This window comes from Tianweitania aestuarii, from assembly GCF_018457165.1.
Classification (GTDB): Bacteria; Pseudomonadota; Alphaproteobacteria; order Rhizobiales; family Rhizobiaceae; genus Tianweitania; species Tianweitania aestuarii.
Map to the genome: position 1 here is coordinate 960,653 of NZ_JAFMNX010000001.1, position 19,092 is coordinate 979,744.

Annotated in this window: 18 protein-coding genes; 5 read left to right on the forward strand and 13 right to left on the reverse strand. The window is 61.6% G+C overall.

The features are described from left to right. Position 1: 1 nt before the first annotated feature. The 3 genes from JYU29_RS04605 (at position 2) to JYU29_RS04615 (ending at position 3,484) form a co-directional block, all read left to right on the forward strand. Positions 2 to 1,894 (forward strand): ABCB family ABC transporter ATP-binding protein/permease, encoded by a 1,893-nt coding sequence (locus JYU29_RS04605; protein WP_213983551.1) that lies wholly within the window; start codon positions 2 to 4, stop codon positions 1,892 to 1,894. Positions 1,895 to 1,981: 87 nt separating this feature from the next. Continuing rightward, positions 1,982 to 2,680, forward strand: coding sequence for a phosphatidylserine decarboxylase (locus tag JYU29_RS04610; protein ID WP_213983552.1), 699 nt, complete (start codon positions 1,982 to 1,984; stop codon positions 2,678 to 2,680). A gap of 6 nt (positions 2,681 to 2,686) precedes the next feature. Then, positions 2,687 to 3,484, forward strand: a complete 798-nt coding sequence (locus JYU29_RS04615; RefSeq protein WP_213983553.1) for a CDP-alcohol phosphatidyltransferase family protein — start codon at positions 2,687 to 2,689, stop codon at positions 3,482 to 3,484. A gap of 18 nt (positions 3,485 to 3,502) precedes the next feature. On the opposite strand, the gene JYU29_RS04620 is transcribed toward JYU29_RS04615, so the two are convergent. The 7 genes from JYU29_RS04620 to JYU29_RS04650 form a co-directional block, all read right to left on the reverse strand. Further along, positions 3,503 to 4,204, reverse strand: coding sequence for an HAD family hydrolase (locus JYU29_RS04620; RefSeq protein ID WP_213983554.1), 702 nt, complete (start codon positions 4,202 to 4,204; stop codon positions 3,503 to 3,505). 2 nt (positions 4,205 to 4,206) lie between these two features. Further along, entirely contained in the window at positions 4,207 to 5,685 is a 1,479-nt protein-coding gene (locus JYU29_RS04625) for a mannitol dehydrogenase family protein (RefSeq protein ID WP_213983555.1), read from the reverse strand. An 87-nt stretch (positions 5,686 to 5,772) separates the two neighbouring features. After that, positions 5,773 to 6,786, reverse strand: coding sequence for an ABC transporter ATP-binding protein (locus tag JYU29_RS04630; protein WP_213983556.1), 1,014 nt, complete (start codon positions 6,784 to 6,786; stop codon positions 5,773 to 5,775). Positions 6,787 to 6,841: 55 nt separating this feature from the next. After that, the gene (locus tag JYU29_RS04635; RefSeq protein ID WP_213983557.1) at positions 6,842 to 7,666 is read right to left on the reverse strand and encodes a carbohydrate ABC transporter permease; all 825 of its coding nucleotides are present in this window, start codon (positions 7,664 to 7,666) and stop codon (positions 6,842 to 6,844) included. 10 nt (positions 7,667 to 7,676) lie between these two features. Next, complete coding sequence (locus JYU29_RS04640) at positions 7,677 to 8,549, reverse strand: carbohydrate ABC transporter permease (RefSeq protein WP_213983558.1); 873 nt, start codon at positions 8,547 to 8,549, stop codon at positions 7,677 to 7,679. Between the two features lie 133 nt (positions 8,550 to 8,682). Beyond that, positions 8,683 to 9,999, reverse strand: a complete 1,317-nt coding sequence (locus JYU29_RS04645) for an ABC transporter substrate-binding protein (protein ID WP_213983559.1) — start codon at positions 9,997 to 9,999, stop codon at positions 8,683 to 8,685. A 135-nt stretch (positions 10,000 to 10,134) separates the two neighbouring features. Beyond that, positions 10,135 to 11,034, reverse strand: a complete 900-nt coding sequence (locus JYU29_RS04650) for a LysR substrate-binding domain-containing protein (RefSeq protein ID WP_213983560.1) — start codon at positions 11,032 to 11,034, stop codon at positions 10,135 to 10,137. A gap of 92 nt (positions 11,035 to 11,126) precedes the next feature. Between JYU29_RS04650 and JYU29_RS04655 the strand changes: the two genes are divergently transcribed. Further along, positions 11,127 to 11,351: a hypothetical protein gene (locus tag JYU29_RS04655; protein WP_213983561.1), complete on the forward strand. Its 225-nt coding sequence runs from the start codon at positions 11,127 to 11,129 to the stop codon at positions 11,349 to 11,351. Positions 11,352 to 11,372: 21 nt separating this feature from the next. Here JYU29_RS04655 and JYU29_RS04660 read toward each other — a convergent pair whose 3' ends face one another. Next, on the reverse strand, positions 11,373 to 12,134 hold the full coding sequence (locus tag JYU29_RS04660) for an SDR family NAD(P)-dependent oxidoreductase (protein WP_213983562.1): 762 nt from the start codon (positions 12,132 to 12,134) through the stop codon (positions 11,373 to 11,375). A 192-nt stretch (positions 12,135 to 12,326) separates the two neighbouring features. On the opposite strand from JYU29_RS04660, the gene sugE reads away from it, so the two are divergent. After that, entirely contained in the window at positions 12,327 to 12,644 is a 318-nt protein-coding gene (sugE, locus tag JYU29_RS04665; RefSeq protein WP_213983563.1) for a quaternary ammonium compound efflux SMR transporter SugE, read from the forward strand. Positions 12,645 to 12,705: 61 nt separating this feature from the next. On the opposite strand, the gene purF is transcribed toward sugE, so the two are convergent. From purF to JYU29_RS04690, 5 genes are all read right to left on the reverse strand, one after another. After that, entirely contained in the window at positions 12,706 to 14,211 is a 1,506-nt protein-coding gene (gene purF / locus JYU29_RS04670; RefSeq protein ID WP_431192838.1) for an amidophosphoribosyltransferase, read from the reverse strand. A 90-nt stretch (positions 14,212 to 14,301) separates the two neighbouring features. Next, the gene (locus JYU29_RS04675; RefSeq protein WP_213983564.1) at positions 14,302 to 14,934 is read right to left on the reverse strand and encodes a CvpA family protein; all 633 of its coding nucleotides are present in this window, start codon (positions 14,932 to 14,934) and stop codon (positions 14,302 to 14,304) included. Between the two features lie 47 nt (positions 14,935 to 14,981). Then, positions 14,982 to 16,382, reverse strand: a complete 1,401-nt coding sequence (radA, locus tag JYU29_RS04680) for a DNA repair protein RadA (RefSeq protein ID WP_213983565.1) — start codon at positions 16,380 to 16,382, stop codon at positions 14,982 to 14,984. Next, positions 16,382 to 17,542 (reverse strand): alanine racemase, encoded by a 1,161-nt coding sequence (alr, locus tag JYU29_RS04685; protein WP_347879849.1) that lies wholly within the window; start codon positions 17,540 to 17,542, stop codon positions 16,382 to 16,384. The genes radA and alr overlap by 1 nt, the downstream gene beginning before the upstream one ends. Then, entirely contained in the window at positions 17,542 to 19,032 is a 1,491-nt protein-coding gene (locus tag JYU29_RS04690; protein WP_213983566.1) for a replicative DNA helicase, read from the reverse strand. The genes alr and JYU29_RS04690 overlap by 1 nt, the downstream gene beginning before the upstream one ends. Positions 19,033 to 19,092 lie beyond the last annotated feature (60 nt).

A 19,092-nucleotide genomic window follows, 5' to 3' on the forward strand; every position in this document is an offset into this window, starting at 1 on the left:
TTTGGCTGACAAAACTGTTTCGGCCGACTCCGGATCACTGTTCCGGACGCTCGGCAATCTTTGGCCCTATATGTGGCCTTCCAACCGACCGGACCTGCGCCAGCGCGTCATCTGGGCGAGCTTCTTTCTCGTTCTCGCCAAGCTGATCCTGATCCTGGTCCCATACTTCTTCAAGTGGGCCACCGACGCGCTGAACGGTCAGCTGTCCGTGTCGCAGATGGTGCCGGCCGTGCTGGTCGCGCCGGTCATGCTGGTAATCGCCTATAATGCAGTGCGTCTGGTGCAGCTTGGCTTCAACCAGCTGCGCGACGCTTTGTTTGCGCGTGTCGGCCAGCATGCGGTGCGCCAGCTTGCCTACCGCACCTTCGTGCACATGCACGAACTGTCCTTGCGCTTCCATCTGGAGCGCCGCACGGGCGGTTTGTCGCGCGTCATCGAACGCGGCACGAAGGGCATCGAAACGATCGTGCGCTTCACGATCCTCAATTCGATGCCGACCGTTCTCGAATTCATTCTGACGGCAGCCGTGTTCGCCTGGTCTTATGGCTGGAGCTACGTCGCAGTTATCAGCGCGACGGTGGTGCTGTATGTCTGGTTCACGGTGAAGGCGAGTGACTGGCGCATCGCCATTCGCCGCGAGATGAACGACTCGGATACGGATGCCAATTCCAAGGCGATCGATTCGCTGCTGAACTTCGAGACCGTGAAGTATTTCGGCAACGAGCGCATGGAAGCGCAGCGCTTCGATCGGTCCATGGCGCGCTATGAAGATGCCGCCACCAAGACCTGGACATCGCTTGGCTGGCTGAACTTCGGCCAGGGCCTGATCTTCGGCCTGGGCACGGCGATCGTGATGGCGATGTCGGCGCGTGAAGTGATGAACGGCACGCAAACCATCGGCGACTTCGTTTTCGTCAACGCCCTCCTCATGCAGTTGGCAGTGCCGCTGAACTTCATCGGCTTCGTGTATCGCGAAATCCGCCAAGCGGTGACCGATATCGAGCAGATGTTCGGTCTCCTCGACATGAAACAGGAAGTGACGGATGCACCGGGCGCCGCACCGCTCGCCATCAGCGACGGCACGGTGCGCTTCGAGGATGTGCATTTCGCCTATGACGCCAATCGCCAGATCCTGAAAGGCGTCAGCTTCGAAGTGCCGGCCGGCAAGACGGTTGCAATCGTCGGCCCTTCGGGTGCGGGCAAGTCGACGATCTCGCGCCTTCTGTTCCGTTTCTATGACGTGCAACAGGGCCGCGTGACCGTGGATGGTCAGGATGTTCGCGAGGTCACGCAGGAAAGCTTGCGTGCAGCGATCGGCATGGTGCCGCAGGACACGGTGCTGTTCAACGACACCATCGCCTACAACATCCGCTATGGCCGCAACGACGCGACCAAGGAAGAGGTCGTCTACGCGGCCGAGCAGGCGCAGATCGCGGACTTCATCGAGCGTTTGCCGGAAGGCTTCGACAGCATGGTCGGCGAACGCGGCTTGAAGCTCTCGGGCGGTGAAAAGCAGCGCGTGGCGATTGCCCGCACCATCCTGAAAGCGCCGCCCTTGCTGATCCTCGACGAAGCGACCTCGGCGCTGGACACGCAAACGGAGCAGTCGATCCAGGCGGCTCTGGATGTCGTCAGCCGCGGGCGCACCACGATCGTGATCGCGCACCGGCTGTCCACCGTCATCAATGCAGACCAGATCATCGTTTTGCGTGACGGCACGATCGCGGAAAGAGGCACGCATGCCGAGCTGATCGCCGAAAACGGTCTTTATGCTTCGATGTGGATGCGCCAGCGCGAAGCCACCGAAGCCGAGGAGCGGCTGCGGCTTGCGCGTGAAGCGGAAGAGCGGGAAGAAGAAGCGGCGCGCCGCCAGCCGCAGCTCACTGAAAGCTGAGCGCTTACACACAGTGATGACAATGGGTTGCGTTGCGAGGCGCAACCCTTTCCGCTAATCACAAAGGCGATTAACGGAACCTGGCGCATGACCCTGGCGGACACTATCCGCAATACGCTGACCCCGATCCACAAGGAAGGCTATCCCTTCATTGCCGGCTTCGCGGTTGTCACCATCATCATCGGCTTTCTTTGGGCGCCGCTGTTCTTCGTCGGCCTCGTGCTGACAGCGTGGTGCACCTACTTCTTCCGCGATCCGCAGCGCGTGACGCCGGTGGATGACGGGCTGGTCGTCAGCCCCGCCGACGGCCGCATTTCGGCCGTTGGACCAGCCGTTCCGCCGCGCGAGCTCGGACTGGGCAATGCGGAGATGACCCGCATCTCCGTATTCATGGACGTGTTTTCCTGTCACGTGAACCGCGCGCCGGTACGCGGGCTCGTCACCAAGATCGAATATCGTCCGGGCAAGTTCCTGAATGCCGATCTCGACAAGGCCAGTGCCGAGAACGAGCGCAACGGTCTATTGATCGACAGCCCGCATGGCACGATCGCTTGCGTGCAGGTCGCTGGGCTGGTCGCACGCCGCATCTTGTGCTGGGTCGACGAGGGCAGCCAGATTTCGACCGGCGAGCGCTTCGGCCTGATCCGCTTCGGCTCGCGCCTCGATGTTTATCTTCCAGGCAACGCCACGCCGCGCGTGGCTGTTGGGCAGACGGCGATTGCCGGCGAAACGGTGCTGGCGGATTTCGACAGCGGTTTGACAACGCCCCTCGTGCGGATTGCCTGATCAATCATGCTGGATCCCGTTCATAACCAAGACGACAACGATGCGGAGCAAGAAACGGGCATGCGCCGCATCTCCATCCGTCTGCTGATCCCAAACCTGCTGACTCTGCTGGCGATCTGCGCCGGCATGACCGGTGTTCGACTGGCCTTCGAGGGCCGTTTCGAGGTGGCTGTGGTGATGGTGCTGGGCGCTGCCTTTCTCGATGGCATCGACGGACGCGCAGCGCGTATGCTGAAGGCCACATCGAACTTCGGCGCGCAGATGGATTCGCTGGCCGACATCGTAAACTTCGGCGTGGCACCGGCCTTGGTGCTTTATGCCTATCTTCTCGATCAGGCGGGTTCCTTCGGCTGGATCGCGGCGATGCTTTACGCCATCGCGTGTGGTCTGCGGCTCGCGCGCTTCAACGTCATGCTGGACGATCCCAAACGTCCGAATTGGCAGACCGCCTATTTCATCGGCGTGCCTGCGCCGGCCGGGGCAGGGCTTGTGATGCTGCCGATCTATCTCGGTTTTCTCGGCATGGAGCCGAGCCGCGGTTTCGCTCTTGCCGCCGTCGTGTTCACGCTGATCGTGGCTTGGCTTCTCGTCAGCCGCTTGCCGGTCTATTCTGGCAAGACGGTGGGCCAGCGGATCGGCCGCGACGCCGTGATCCCGCTCACGCTGGGTGCGGTGGCCTATGTGCTGTTTCTCACCAGCTACACCTGGGAAACGCTGGTTGTTTCGGCTGTCGCCTATGCGGTGTTCCTGCCGCTCAGCGTTCATGCCTATCGCAAGCGCGCCGCCAAGGAAGCGCTGCGCTAAGATCAGCGCGCCGCCGCTTCAAAGAGCGTGCGGCGGCTTGATCGATTGTAGCAGATCCGGCAACTGCTGCATGTCCGTAAACACGGCGTCCGGCTGAAGCTGTTCAAAGGCTTTCAGCAATCCACCGAGTTCAGCATGCGCGCCACCGGCAAAGCCAAGCACCGTCATGCCGGCGCTTTTCGCCGCTTGGATGCCGGCGGGGCTGTCTTCCACCACGATGCAGTCGCGCGGCTCGGCGCCCATCTGGCTTGCCGCATGCAGAAAGAGGTCGGGGAAGGGCTTGCCGCGCTTCACCATGGTCGAGCTGAAGATGTTCGGTTCGAATTGATCGATCAGGCCGGTGACGGTGAGCGACAGGCGAATGCGGTCGGGCTGGCTCGAGGAGGCCACGCAGAAGGGCTGCTTCAACGAAAGCAGCGTCTCGCGAATGCCCGGTATCGGCTGCAGCTCGCTTCTGAAGCGAGCCCGCATATCCTGCCGGATCGCTTCCATATGATCTTCGGTGAAATCCACCGCATGGCTCTCGCGCAGAAGCTGGCGGATCGTCGCCATGCTGCGGCCAAGAAAGATGTCATAGGCCAGCGCTGTCGACACATCGCCGCCAGCGCGCGCGATGTGATCAACGAGAACGCCGATCGAGATCGGCTCGCTATCCACCAGAACCCCGTCACAATCAAAGATGACGAGGCCGGGATGAGCCGGGAGAGAAGCCTGCGTCACGCTTAGTGCTGGCCGGCCAGATAGCGCTCGACCGTTGCGCGCGTTCCATCGGCCCACAGCGCCTTCAGGCTCTTGGCGAAAGCGGCTGCGAACACATCCGACTTGGCGACGTCGCCATAGATGTCGCTCATGGCAAGCCATGCCGACGGATCGTTTCTGGCAGCCTTTGCCGTTTCCTGCAAGCGATCCCAGGAGGGATCGTTCGGCTCGGTTACGGCGCCTGAGTCGGTCGTGCCCTCGCAGTAACGGCACCACAAAGCTGATTCGAGCGCGAGGCCGTCCACCGAAGCACCGGCCTTGAGGCGGTCTGCAATGGTCGGCACGATGAACTTCGGCTGGCGGTTGGATCCGTCGAGGCACAGGCGGCGGATCGTGTCGCCGATCTTCGGGTTGGAAAAGCGGCGCACGATCAGTTGGTAATACTCGTCGAGCACCACGCCGGGCACGGGCGGCACGGTCGGGATGATCTCGTCGCGTTCAACCTTGTCGAGGAAGCGCTTCACCAGCGGCTCGGCCATGCCTTCATCCACGAAATGGATGTCGAGCAGGCCGGCGGGATATGCGATCGTGGCATGGCCGCCATTGAGAATGCGGATCTTCATCAGCTCGAAGGGCGCAACGTCTTCGACGAACTGAACGCCGACGGTCTCGAGCGCCGGGCGGCCGGCCGTGAACGTGTCTTCGAGAACCCACTGCCTGAAGGGCTCGCAGAACACCGGCCAATTGTCTTCAACGCCGAAGTCGTCGCGCAGGAGCTTGCGCTCGCGGTCCGAGGTTGCCGGCGTGATGCGATCGACCATGCTGTTCGGGAAGGCCACGGTTTCGCGCACCCAGGCTGCGAGATCGGTGTCGAACAGTTCAGCGAGACCGGCAACGGCGTCGCAGGTGACGTGGCCGTTATGTGGAATGTTGTCGCAGGACATCACGGTGAACGGAACGGCGCCTGCGTCGCGGCGCTGCTTCAGGCCGGCGAGAATCAGGCCGAACACGGTCTTCGGCGCATCCGGCGAAGCGGCATCGGCGGCGATCGCCGGGTGCTTCGGGTTGAACTTGCCCGACGACGCATCGATGAAATAGCCGCCTTCGGTGATCGTCAGCGACACGATGCGGATAGCGGGATCGGCCAGCGTGGCAAGGATGCGCGCGGTGTCGCCCGGAGCGATGAAATCGACCATGGCGCCGGTGACGCGGGCTTCCATATGGCCCTCGTCCTGCTCCACAACCGTGGTCAGCCAATCCTGTGCGCCGAGCTTTTCATGCATGGCGGCTTCGGACGGCAGTACGCCGGCGCCGATGATCGCCCAATGGTGATCGGCACCGGTGGCAAACAGATCGTCGAGGTAAACAGCCTGATGCGCGCGGTGAAAGTTGCCGACGCCGAAATGCAGGATGCCCGCCTTCAGGTCCGAACGGTCATATTGCGGGGCAGGGACCTTGGCCGGCAGATCAGACAGCGCGGCGGCAGACAGTTTCACAGACATAACAGCTCATCCAGGTTTCGCTGAAGGCCAAGGTGGCCCTCAGGCGATGGTCGTATGATGGCAAACGGCGCGGGAAGCGCCGCCGCATTATGACAGCGCGAGGCCATCCTTGCCGAAGCGGTGCATGCGCTGGGGATCCGGCGTCAGGTAGATCGTGTCGCCCGGGTTCAGTCCGGCTTCGCCCTCGGCACGAACGGTGATGTGGTCGATGCCGTGGTTCATGCCTTCTGCGTGAACATGCAGGAACGTGTCGGAGCCGAGATGCTCGGCTACGCCGACCTTGCCCTTCCACTCACCTTCCGTGCGCGAAACGAGCATATGTTCGGGACGCACACCGATGGTCTCGGCGTTGTATTTCGCCGCTGCCGAACCACCCATCAGGTTCATGCGCGGGCTTCCGATGAAGCCGGCCACGAACAGATTGCGCGGGCTGCGGTAAAGATCGAGCGGCGAACCGACCTGCTCGATATTGCCGGCGTTCAGCACCACGATCTTGTCGGCCATGGTCATGGCTTCGACCTGGTCGTGGGTGACGTAGATCATCGTGGTCTTGAGCTGCTGATGCAGTTCGCTGATTTCCAGCCGCATCGTGCCGCGCAGGGCCGCATCGAGATTGGACAGCGGCTCGTCGAACAAGAAGGCAGAGGGCTGGCGCACAATGGCGCGGCCGATGGCGACGCGCTGGCGCTGACCGCCGGACAGCTGGCCTGGACGACGATCGAGATAGTTGGTGAGGTTGAGGACCTTGGCCGCGTCCTTCACCTTGCGGTCGATCAGCGTCTTGTCTTCGCCCGCCATCTTCAGCGGAAAGGCGATGTTGTTGTAGACCGACATATGCGGATAAAGCGCATAGGACTGGAACACCATGGCCAGGCCGCGCTTGGCCGGCGCTTCCTGCGTCATGTCGCGCCCGTCGATGCGGATCATGCCGCTGGTCACGTCTTCCAGACCGGCGATCAGGCGCAGAAGCGTGGACTTGCCGCAGCCCGACGGACCCACGAACACGACGAACTCACCGTCTTCGATCTCGAGATTGATGTCCGGGATGATGCTCGTGACCCCAAAGGACTTCGAGACGTGTTCGAGGTTGATCTTACCCATTAACTTCCCCTTCAAGCCTGCGCCTTTTGATCGGCGCGCTGGCTCTTGTCTATGTTTACTTTACCGCACCGAAGGTGAGACCGCGAACCAGCTGGCGCTGGGAGAACCAGCCCATGATCAGGATCGGCGCGATCGCCATGGTGGATGCTGCCGACAACTTCGCCCAGAACAGACCTTGCGGGCTGGAGAAGGATGCGATGAAGGCCGTCAGCGGTGCGGCGTTGGTGGTGGTCAGGCGGATCGTCCAGAACGATTCGTTCCAGGCGAGAATGATGTTAAGGAGCAGCGTCGAGGCGATACCCGGTACTGCCATCGGCGTCAGCACATAAACGATCTCGTTCCACAACGAGGCGCCATCCATGCGCGACGCTTCCAGGATCTCGCCCGGGATCTCGCGGAAATAAGTGTAGAGCATCCACACCACGATCGGCAGGTTGATCAGCGTCAGCATGAGCGTCAGGCCGATGCGGCTGTCGAGCAGGCCCCAGTCGCGGAACAGAAGATAGATCGGCACAAGAACGGCTACCGCTGGCATCATCTTGGTGGACAGCATCCACATCAGGATGTCCTTGGTGCGGCGCGTCGGCGAGAACGCCATCGACCAGGCGGCCGGGATGGCGACGATCAGCGCCAGAACCGTCGAGCCCAGCGAAATGATCACCGAGTTCATGAAGGGCCGGAAATAATCGCGTTGCGTTTCCACGTCGATATAGTTTTGGAACGTGCCCGACGGGATCAGGCTGATGCCGGCAATGGCTTCCGGCTCCGTCTTGAAGCTGGTGATGATCGTGTAAAGGATCGGGAAGAAGATCACGAGGGCGATCACCCAGGCGACCACGGTCCAGGCGATCTTCTGTCCGGTTGAGGCAGTGCGAGCCATGATCGTTTCCTCAGCGGTCCAGGTTCTTGCCGACGGCGCGCATGATGAACAGCGCGACGATATTGGCGAGCACGATTGCGATAACGCCACCAGCCGAAGCACCGCCGACATCATAGCCGAGAAGCGCCGTGCGGTAGATCAGGAAGGGTAGGTTGGTAGAAGCATAGCCAGGGCCGCCATTGGTGGTGACCAGGATTTCGGCATAAACGCCAAGCAGGAAGATGGTCTGGATCAAAACCACAACGGTGATCGCGCGCGCCATATGCGGCAGCGTCAGATACCAGAAACGTGCAACGAGCCCGGCGCCGTCCATTTCGGCGGCTTCCTTCTGTTCGCCATCCAGCGACTGCAACGAGGTCAGCAGAATCAGCGTGGCGAAAGGCAACCACTGCCAGGCGACGATGATGATGATCGAAAGGAGCGGATATTGCGCGAACCAGTCGATCGGCCGCGCGCCGAAGAACTGAAAGATATCGGCGAGAACGCCATAGCCGGGATGCATGATCATGTTCTTCCAGATCAGCGCCGCAACCGGCGGCATCACGAAGAACGGCGAGATCACGAGAATACGGACAAGGCCTTGCCCGAACATCGGCTGGTCAAGCAGCAGCGCCAGCGCAATGCCGCCGAAGATGGTGATCATCAACACGCCGCCCACAAGCAGAAGCGTGTTCCAGATCGATTCGAAGAAGGCGGGATCGCTATAGAAATATTGGTAGTTGAACAGGCCGGCCCAGGAGACATTGGCCGGGTTGAGGAGATTGTAGTTCTGGAACGAGAACCACAGGGTCATCCCCAGCGGCACGATCATCCAGACCAGCAGCAAAAGCACCGAGGGCATCATCATGATGCGGGCGAGGGTCCGGGTCTGTCTCGTAGCCATTGTGTTTCCCCAGTCTGTGCTTCAACGGCGGCACAGTTGATCTATCAGACACAAGAAAATCGCCCGACACAAGCCGGGCGATGAAGGTTGCCGAAACCAGGCGGTTCCGGCAACGCAAGCCTTGAACAGGCGCTTACTTGATGTAGCCGCCGCGCGTCATCTCACGGGTGCTGACCTGCTGAGCCTGAGCCAGCGCATCATCAACGCTGGTCTGGCCGGCAAGGGCTGCCGAGAACAGCTGGCCAACGGTCGTGCCGAGGCTCTGGAACTCGGGGATCGAAACCCACTGACCGCCGATATACGGAACCGGCTTCACAGTCGGCTTCGTGATGTTGGCAGCCTGGATCGCCTTGAAGGTCGGCTCAGCGAACGGCTCCTTCTTGTATTCCGCGTTCTCGTAGAGCGAGGTGCGCGTGCCGGGAGGAACGGCAGCCCAGCTTTCCTTGGATGCAACGAGCTCGGTGTAACCCTTGCTGGTCGCCCAGGAGATAAACTTCTGCGCAGCGTCAGCCTTGGTCGAACCGGCCGGAATGGCGAGGTTCCAGGACCACAGCCAGTTGCCATGGTTGTCTACGCCTTCCTTGGACGGGAACATTGCGTAGCCAACCTTGTCGGCAACCGTCGAGTTCTTCGGATCGGCGACGAAGGAAGCGGCAACCGTCGCGTCCATCCACATGCCGCACTGGCCCTGCTGGAACAGCGTCAGGTTCTCGTTAAAGCCGTTGGAAGAGGCACCGGACGGACCGGCATCCTTCATCAGGTTAACGTAGAACTGCAGCGATTCCTTCCACTCTGGCTGATCGAACTGAGGCTTCCAGTTCTCGTCGAACCAGCGGCCGCCGAACGAATTGTTGAGCGCGGTGAGGAACGCCATGTTCTCGCCCCAGCCAGCCTTGCCGCGAAGGCAGATGCCGCTGAGATTGGCGTCGCGATCGGTGATCTTGCGCGCAGCGTCGGCGATGAACTCCCAGGTCGGGTCTTCCGGCATGGTGATGCCGGCCTTCTCGAACAGGTCGGTGCGATACATAAGCATCGCAGACTCGCCGTAGAAGGGCGCAGCATAAAGCTTACCGTCCATTTCCAAGCCGCTGCGGATCGAAGGCAGCAGATCGTCGACGTCGTAATCGGCACCGAGATTGTCGAGCGGCAGGAGCCAGCCCTGCTTGGCCCAGATCGGTACTTCGTAGTTGCCGATGGTCATGACGTCATACTGGCCGCCCTTGGTGGCGACGTCAGTCGTGACGCGCTCGCGCAGGACGTTTTCTTCCAGCGTCACCCAGTTCAACTGGATGTCCGGGTTCTTGGTGGTGAAGTCTTCCGTCAGCGACTGCATGCGGATCATGTCGCCATTGTTGACGGTCGCAATGGTCAGCGTGGTCGACTGAGCCTGTGCGGTGCCGGCGATCGCCAGCATCGAACACGCGCCGAGCATCAATGTTTTCAGCTTCATCCTGTACCTCCCCTTTGGGCTTTTGAGCAAATGCCTCGCCTTGGCGAATGTCCAAAGCTTGACGGCTGAGTCAATAAAATTCTCTTGCTGCAATGCAACGAAAGCGCGGCTTTCGCGCCTTTTTGCGAGCAAGCACTAGTTAGGTCTGACACTAAACTGGTCCAGTAGCCAATCACGAAAAGCGCGAATTTTCGGGACGTTGCGCCGTGTGTCGGCGTGGATGAGCCAGTAGCTTTGACCATCGAGACCCAGATGCTCGAACGGTTGAACCAAGGCTCCGCTGCGTAAAGCGTCTGTGAAAAACATCGGCGTCAGCATGGCGACCCCATTGCCGGCAAGGGCGGCATTGGCAACGATCGCCTGTGATCCCAAGTCGTGATGCGGCCGCTCGGCCAGGCTGTCTGGCGGCAGGCCGACACTGCGGAGCCACAGCGGCCACCACGGGTCTGATGCGTCGATGATCGGAAGCTGCAGCAGGTCGCGCGGTTCTGTCAGTGGCCCGGTGCGCTCGAGAAGCTTCGGGCTGAGCATGGGGGTGAAGGTGATCGGCATTAATTGATGGGCGGTGAGGCCCGGCCACTTTCCGTGGCCGCCGCGAATGCCGACATCGACCTGTTCGCGCGAAAAATCACGGTTCCGTGGCTCCGTGTCCAGCCTGACTGCGATATGGGGATGCTCCAGCTGAAACAGGCCGAGGCGTGGGGCGAGCCAGTTCGAGGCAAAGGTGACGGCGCTCGACACGGCGAGCACGGAGCGGCTTTCTCCGCGTGCATCCTTGTAGGCGTCCCGCAAACGCTCGAATGCATCGCTTACCGTTGGACTGAAGCGCGCGCCGACCTCCGTCAGCGCGACCTGGCGCGGCTGGCGCAGGAAGAGGGGCGCTCCGACGCGCTCTTCGAGGATCTTGATCTGGTAGCTGACGGCCGCTTGCGTCATGCCGAGCTCCTGCGCCGCCTTCGTGAACGACAACAGCCGCGCGGCCGCTTCGAACACCCGGAGCGCGGCAAGCGGAGGAAGGTCCGACGCTTCAGCCATTAATGCTCCTTATGCATCCTGATCGAGGTTCGATTGGATCAATAGACGCTGAAGGCGCACCTGTCTGCAAGAAGCAGATCAGGAGAAAGATCATGGAAAGCGGTCATGCGATTCCGGAAAGAACCAGAATCTATCGGCTATCGCGGTTGTTTTCAGCCCTTATGGCGGTGATGAAGCGGCCGCAGAGCCATGCGAGGCCGATCCGCCTTTATCGCGACGAGCTGACGCCGCACCTGGCGCGAGATCTCGGGTTGAGCGATGTCATGAACAAGCCCAGCCTATCGCCAGGGATCGTCGAGCAGGCGCCGCGTTTCTGAGGCGCCTGCCATCGAAACGGTCTATTCCGGCAGCCGGAAGGTCTTGAAGCGGTTGTCGCGGACATGGAACAGTTGGCCAGTCTCGGTGCGGTCCGTACCTGAGATGGCCACGATACGCTCGGCAACCTCGCTCGCGGTCGGCAGGGTTGCGGGATCTTCGCCGGGAACAGCCTGCGCGCGCATCGCCGTGCGCGTGGCGCCAGGATCCACCGCGTTGACACGCAAGGTCATGTTCTTCGTTTCATCCGCCCAGCTGCGGGCAAGCGCTTCGACGGCTGCCTTGGACGCGGCATAGGGGCCCCAGTAGGCACGCGGATTGGCGGCAGCGCCCGAAGACAGAAGCAGCGCGCGGCCGGCTTCGCTTTGGCGCAGCAGCGGATCCACCGAACGGATCAAGCGCCAGGTCGCGTTGACATTGAGCGTCATGACCTTTTCGAACACCTTGGCCTCGACATGCCCGATCGGTGCGATCACGCCGAGAACGCCGGCATTGGCAACGAGGATGTCGAGCTTCTTCCAGCGCTCGAAGATCGCGCCGCCGAGCCGATCGATGCCGGCCATGTCGCCGAGATCGAGCGGCACAAGCGTGGCTTCGCCCTTGCCGGTGCGCTGGTGTTCCTGCTTGATGTCGTCGTCGAGGTCTTCGAGGCCACCCACCGTGCGCGCCACGGCAATGACATGCGCGCCGGCTGCCGCCATCTGCTTGGCGATGTGATAGCCGATGCCGCGCGATGCGCCGGTCACCAGCGCGATTTGTCCGGTCAGATCAGGGGCAGTGCTCATGGGGCTCAGTCCAGCTTCGGATCGTTGAAAACTGAGAGGCTGATAGCGGGATTTCGGGTCGCGAGGAACCCCGAGGTGAAGCGACCTTGTCGCGCGGATCATCGTCGCCTAGGTAGGACCGTGTCGGGACGACCCGGTTTTTAAAGGATATGGATGGGGACGACCTCATCGCCTCTCATAGGAGATCGGGCGATGGCCTGGATCATTCTCATCATTGCCGGCCTGTTTGAAGTGGGCTGGGCCGTGGGCCTCAAGTTCACCGAAGGCTTCACCCGCCTGGTTCCCACCGGCCTCACACTCCTGTCGATGATCGTCAGCCTTGGCCTGCTTGGCATCGCCCTGCGCACCCTGCCGCTCGGCACGGCTTATGCGATATGGACCGGTGTCGGCACGGTCGGCACGGCGATCCTCGGCGTGGTTCTGTTCGGGGAACCGGCTCAGGCGATGCGCATCGTTTGCATCGGGTTGATCGTCGCCGGCATCGTTGGCCTGAAGCTCGTCACGCCCTGAGCAAAGAAAAAGGCCGGCTTCGAGCCGGCCTTTCCGATGCGATTACATAAACGAGAAGGGATCAGCCGTTGCTGGCAAGCAGCGACAGCTTGTTGCCCATGGTCTCGCCATCCTTGTCGAGGAGGCGGGTCGGGTAATCGCCGGTGAAGTAGTGATCGGTGAACTGCGGGCGCGCATTGTTGCGCGGCTCGCCACCCACGGCGCGATACAGACCGTCGATCGACAGGAACTCGAGCGAGTCGGCGCCGATATAGCGGCACATGGCTTCGAGGCTGTCATACTGATTGGCGAGCAGCTTCTCGCGGTCGGGCGTGTCGATGCCGTAATAATCCGGATAATAGATCATCGGGCTCGCAACACGCAGATGCACTTCACGTGCACCGGCATCTCTAATCATTTGCACGATCTTCAGCGACGTGGTGCCGCGAACGATCGAATCATCCACCAGCACGACACGCTTGTCTTCGATCATCGCGCGATTGGCCGAGTGCTTCAGCTTGACGCCGAAGGCGCGGATCTGCTGCGTCGGCTCGATGAAGGTGCGGCCGACATAATGATTGCGGATGATGCCGTATTCGAACGGGATGCCGCTTTCCTGCGCAAAGCCAAGCGCTGCCGGCGTGCCGCCATCGGGCACCGGCACCACGACATCGGCCTCGACCGGCGCTTCCTTGGCGAGGTTGATGCCCATGTTCTTGCGCGCAACGTAAACGCTGCGCCCGCCGACAACTGAGTCGGGACGGGCGAAATACACATATTCGAACAGGCAAAGACGCTCCGGCTGGCCGTTGCCGGCCTTGCGCGAGTCGATCGAGATCGAACCATCCGGCTGGATCTCGCAGATGATGACTTCGCCATTTTCCACATCGCGCACGAACTTGGCGCCGATGATGTCGAGAGCGCAGGTCTCGGACGCAAAGATCGGCTTGCCGTCGAGCTCGCCCATCACGAGCGGGCGAATGCCGGTGGGGTCGCGTGCGGCGATCAGCTTGGTGCGCGTGATCGCCAACATGGAATAACCGCCTTCCATCTGCCGGATGGCATCGATGAAGCGGTCGCCGGTGGACTTGTAGCGCGAGCGCGCGATGAGATGCAGCACGACTTCCGTGTCGGAGGTCGACTGGCAGATCGCGCCGCCGGCAATGAGTTGACGGCGCAAGGTCAGGCCGTTGGTAAAATTGCCGTTATGGGCGATCGCGATGCCGCCGACTTCCAGTTCGGCAAACAAAGGCTGCACGTTGCGCAGCGCTACTTCGCCGGTGGTGGAATAGCGCACATGGCCCATGGCGATCGTGCCGGGCAGCTTCGCCAGTGTGACGGGATCGGTGTAGTGATCGCCAACGAGGCCCATGCGGCGCTCGGAATGAAAGCGAAGGCCGTCGAACGAAACGATGCCTGCCGCTTCCTGGCCGCGATGCTGGAGGGCATGCAGGCCAAGGGCCGTGAGCGTCGAAGCGTCGGGATGACCGAGAATGCCGAAGACGCCGCATTCTTCATGCAACTCGTCCGCGAAAACATCATCGTTCTCGGAACGGTGATCGTCCAAGGAGAGGTCCGCACCATGCATCATGAAGGCCCTTCAGCTCGCTCTGGCTGGCTTAAAGCGCGCATATAATGAAAGTCGGCGCGCTTGGCCACTCAGTTGTTCGTTACGAAGTCAATTCTGAGCCGGTTCACCTTCGGGCGCGGTATCGCTTTCCGGCGAGGCGTCGAACGGAGGAACGGCATCATTGGCAGATGGCTCGGCAGGCACTTCAGGCGCCGGCGTCGCTTCGTCTTCGTGGCCACGAATGCGGTCGATGATGGACGTATCCGGATCGGACGGCAGCATCGCTTCGATCTTGGCACCGATATTTTCCAGCATCGGGCGCGACTTTGCGTAGGTCACCCAAGCCGGAGGATTGGCGCCCACCAGCCAGTTGAAGAACAACAGAGCGACGGCAACAACGAGGATGCCGCGGGCTGCGCCGTAAAGAAAGCCGAGGGTACGATCCAGCGCGCCGACGCGGCTGTCGATGATGAAATCGGCAATCTTCATCGTGATGATCGTGACCAGGATCAAAGCAATCACGAAGACCAGCGCGGCAGATGCCGCGAGCGCCAGCTTCTCATTGTCGATGTAAGGCGTGAGATAGGGCAGGGCGACCGGATAAAGGAAGTAGGCTGCCGCAGCGGCTGCGATCCAGGACGCGATCGACAGGATTTCGCGCGAAAAGCCGCGAACCATGGCGAGCAGAGCGGATACGAGGGTGAACCCGATGAGGATTCCGTCGAGCAATGTGATCGGCATGGTTCCCCTTAATCGCCGTCGAAACAGTTTGCGCCCGTGAAGGGCGTTTAGTCACCGTCAGAACTGCCGCGCTTTGTTGCGGCAATGCGTGCGACGAGATCGGCAAGAACGGAAGGCTGAAAAGATCGGGCGGAGAACGCGCCAGCGGCATCGTCACCCACGACTGGCATCGCTGCTTGTCTGAAACCGAGTTTTTCTGCTTCTTTCATCCGCTGCGACGCATGCGCCACGGGCCTGACCGCGCCCGAAAGGCTGATTTCGCCGAAATAAACGCAATCGGCAGGCAGAGCAAGGCCGGTCAGAGATGAGACGAGGGCAGCCGCGACGGCAAGATCGGCCGCGGGCTCGGTGATGCGGTAGCCGCCAGCGACGTTGAGATACACGTCATGCTGTGCAAAGCGCACGCCGCAATGGGTCTCCAGCACCGCCAGAACCATGGACAGGCGCGACGAATCCCAGCCGACAACGGCGCGGCGCGGCGTGCCGAGCGGTGAGGGGGCGACCAGCGCCTGGATTTCCACCAGCACCGGCCGCGTGCCTTCCATGCCGGCGAAGACGGCAGCACCCGGCGATTTGATGCTGCGCTCGCCAAGGAAAAGCTCGGATGGGTTGGCGACCTCACGCAGACCCTTGTCAGACATTTCGAACACGCCGATCTCGTCAGTCGGGCCAAAGCGGTTCTTCACCGTGCGCAGGATGCGGTAATGATGGCCGCCTTCGCCTTCGAAATAGAGAACGCCATCCACCATGTGCTCAACCACGCGCGGACCCGCGATCTGACCTTCCTTGGTGACATGGCCGACCAGTACGATCGCCGCACCCGTCGACTTGGCGTAGCGGATCATCGCCTGCGCGGAGGAGCGAACCTGCGTCACCGTGCCGGGCGCGGAATCGGCCAGGTCGGTCCAGAGCGTCTGGATCGAATCGAGGATCACCAGATCGGGACGCTTGCCGTCCGTGATCGTCGCCAGAATGTCCTCGACATTGGTTTCGGCAGCCAGTTCAACCGGCGTGGAAGCAACACCGAGGCGCTGCGCGCGCAAGCGAATCTGCGCAACCGCTTCTTCGCCAGAAACATAAACAATGCGGTGGCCTTTGGAGGCGAGGGCCGCCGCGGCCTGGGTCAGGAGGGTCGACTTGCCGATGCCAGGATCGCCGCCGACGAGCAACGCCGAGCCGCGCACGAAACCGCCGCCGGTTGCACGATCAAGCTCGCCGATGCCGGAAATGATGCGCGGTGCATCTTCGATCTCGCCGTCGAGCGTGGTCAGGGTGACAGCACGCCCCTTGCGCGCCGAGCGCATGGAAGACGGGCCGCTGCCGATGCCGCCGGCCGTGCCTTCCTCGACCAGGGTGTTCCATTCGCCGCAGCCGTCACACTTGCCGGCCCAGCGCGTGTGAACCGTGCCGCAGTTCTGGCAGACGAATTGCGAGCGCGCCTTGGCCATCAGGCGCCTCCTACGATGCGGCGGTGATAGCGCGCGCCGAGCGACGTGAGGATCTCGTAAGGGATCGTGCCGGCAGCGCGGGCAACGCTTTCGATCGGCATGTTCGGCCCGATGAGTTCGATCTGATCCTTCACCTGCACGCGGTCTGCGCCGAGATCCGTCACATCGAAGATGGTGAGGTCCATGGTGATGCGGCCAACCACGGGAACGTGCCGGCCGTGCAGAAAACCGCCGCCACCGGCAGCTTCGACCTCGCGCAAGGGGACGCCGGTGCCGGAACCCGCCCGCAGATAGCCGTCGGCATAACCAACGGACGCGACGGCCAGAATGCTGTCGCGCACAAGCACGGCCGATCCATAGCTGACGCCTTCACCGGAAGATGCCGCGCGAACCTGCACGACACGCGCCTTCAAGGTCACCACGGGCTTTTGCGGTGCAGCGTCGTCCGGCAGTCCGGTGTAAAGGCCGATGCCCGGACGCGTCAGCGATTGATGGAAGTCGCTGCCCAGAAAGACACCGGCCGAATTGGCCAGACTTGAATCAATATGGGGAAAAGCCTGCCGAACCCTTTGAAAGGATTCAAGCTGGCGCTGGTTCATCGGATGATCGAGCTCGTCCGCACAAGCCAGATGGCTCATCACGAGCGTGATGTTCAATGCATCACGACGATTAGCGTCTTCGGCAAAGGCGAGCGCCTCGGCAACGGTCAGACCGAGACGTGTCATGCCGGTGTCGACATGCAGCGCACAGGGCCGCTTTTCGCCAGCCGTCGCGCAGAAGGCAGACCAGACCGCAATGTCCTCCAGCGAGTTGAGCACTGGCGTGAGATCTGATTCGGCATAAAGGCGGGCGACGTCGTCGCTGAACAGCCCTGCCAGCACGAAGATCCGGGCGTCTGGCGCAAGGCGTCTCACGGCAAGACCTTCTTCCGGCATGGCCACGAAGAAGTCTGTGCAGCCTTCCGACACCAAGGCCGGAACCACCACGTCGCTGCCAAGCCCATAAGCATTGGCCTTGACCACGCCTGCGGCCTTTGCTGGGCGTGATGCCTCAGCCAGAGCGCGGTAGTTGGCTTTCAGAGCATCTAGATCAATGATCAGCTCGCCGCCGGCGATCTGCGGATCGACGCCGTTTACGGCGTCCGGCTTGGTGCTCGTCACTATTCGTATTGCTCCGGCAGATGGCTTTCCTCGGCCAGATCCGAGAAGCGCGTGAACTCGCCCTGGAACGCAACCTGGACGGTGCCCGTGGGGCCGTGGCGCTGCTTGCCGATGATGATCTCGGCCTTGCCGCGGGCGTCGTTCATGTCGCCTTCCCACTTGATGTATTCATCGGTGCCGGGCTTCGGCTCCTTGTTCTTGAGGTAATATTCCTCGCGATACACGAAGATCACCACGTCGGCGTCCTGCTCGATCGAGCCCGATTCACGCAGATCCGAAAGCTGCGGACGCTTGTCGTCGCGGCTTTCAACCTGACGCGACAGCTGAGACAGTGCCATGATCGGTACGTTCAGCTCCTTGGCCAGAGCCTTGAGGCCGGTGGTGATTTCGGTGATTTCCTGCACGCGGTTCGATGATGATTTGCCCGAACCCTGCATGAGCTGGATATAGTCGATCACCATCATGTCGAGCCCACGCTGGCGCTTCAAACGCCGCGCGCGCGCCGCAAGCTGGGCGATCGAAATACCACCCGTCGAATCGATGTAGAGCGGAAGCTTCTGGTTCATCTGCGAGTAGGCGACGAGCTTGTCGAAGTCCGATTCGGTCAGATCACCACGGCGGATCTTCGACGACGGCACCTCGGTCTGCTCCGAGATGATACGCGTTGCCAGCTGTTCCGCCGACATTTCGAGCGAGAAGAAGGCGACGACGCCGCCGTTCTTGGCTTCAAGCGTACCATCCGCCTGCTGCGCGGCTTCGTAAACCGAGGCGATGTTGAAGGCGATGTTGGTAGCGAGCGAGGTCTTGCCCATACCCGGACGGCCTGCAACCACGATCAAGTCGGAGCGCTGCAAACCACCCATGCGGGTGTCGAGATCGCGTATGCCACAGGCGATGCCGGACAAGCCGCCGTCGCGCTGGTAAGCAGCGCTGGCCATGTCCACGGCCGTCTTCATCGCATCCGAGAAGGACTCGAAGCCGCCATCGTAGCGGCCGGTTTCTGCCAGTTCGAACAAACGGCGCTCGGCGTCTTCGATCTGCTCCTGCGGCGCCATGTCGACGGGCGCATCGTAAGCGATGTTCACCATGTCTTCGCCGATGGTGATCAGCGCGCGACGTGTGGCGAGATCATAGATCGCGCGGCCGTAATCGGACGCGTTGATGACGGTTACGGCTTCGGATGCGAGCTTGGCGAGGTAGAGCGACACCGTCATGTCGCCGACCTTGGCGTCGCCCGGCAGGAAGGTCTTGATGGTGACCGGTGTCGCCATCTTGCCCATGCGGATCATTTCCGCGCAGATCTCCCAGATCTTGCGATGCAGCGGCTCGTTGAAATGCGCGGCCTTGAGGAAGTCGGACACCCGGTAAAAGGCGTCGTTGTTGATCAGGATCGCGCCAAGCAGGGCCTGCTCGGCTTCGATATTGTGCGGTGCTTCGCGATAAAGCGGCGCCGCATCGTTGACCGCAACTTTCCTAAGCGCTTCCGCCATTTGCTTCGTGCCCCTGCTTCATTCGCCTAGGTAACAGACCCGGCAGGCGAAGTGTGCATG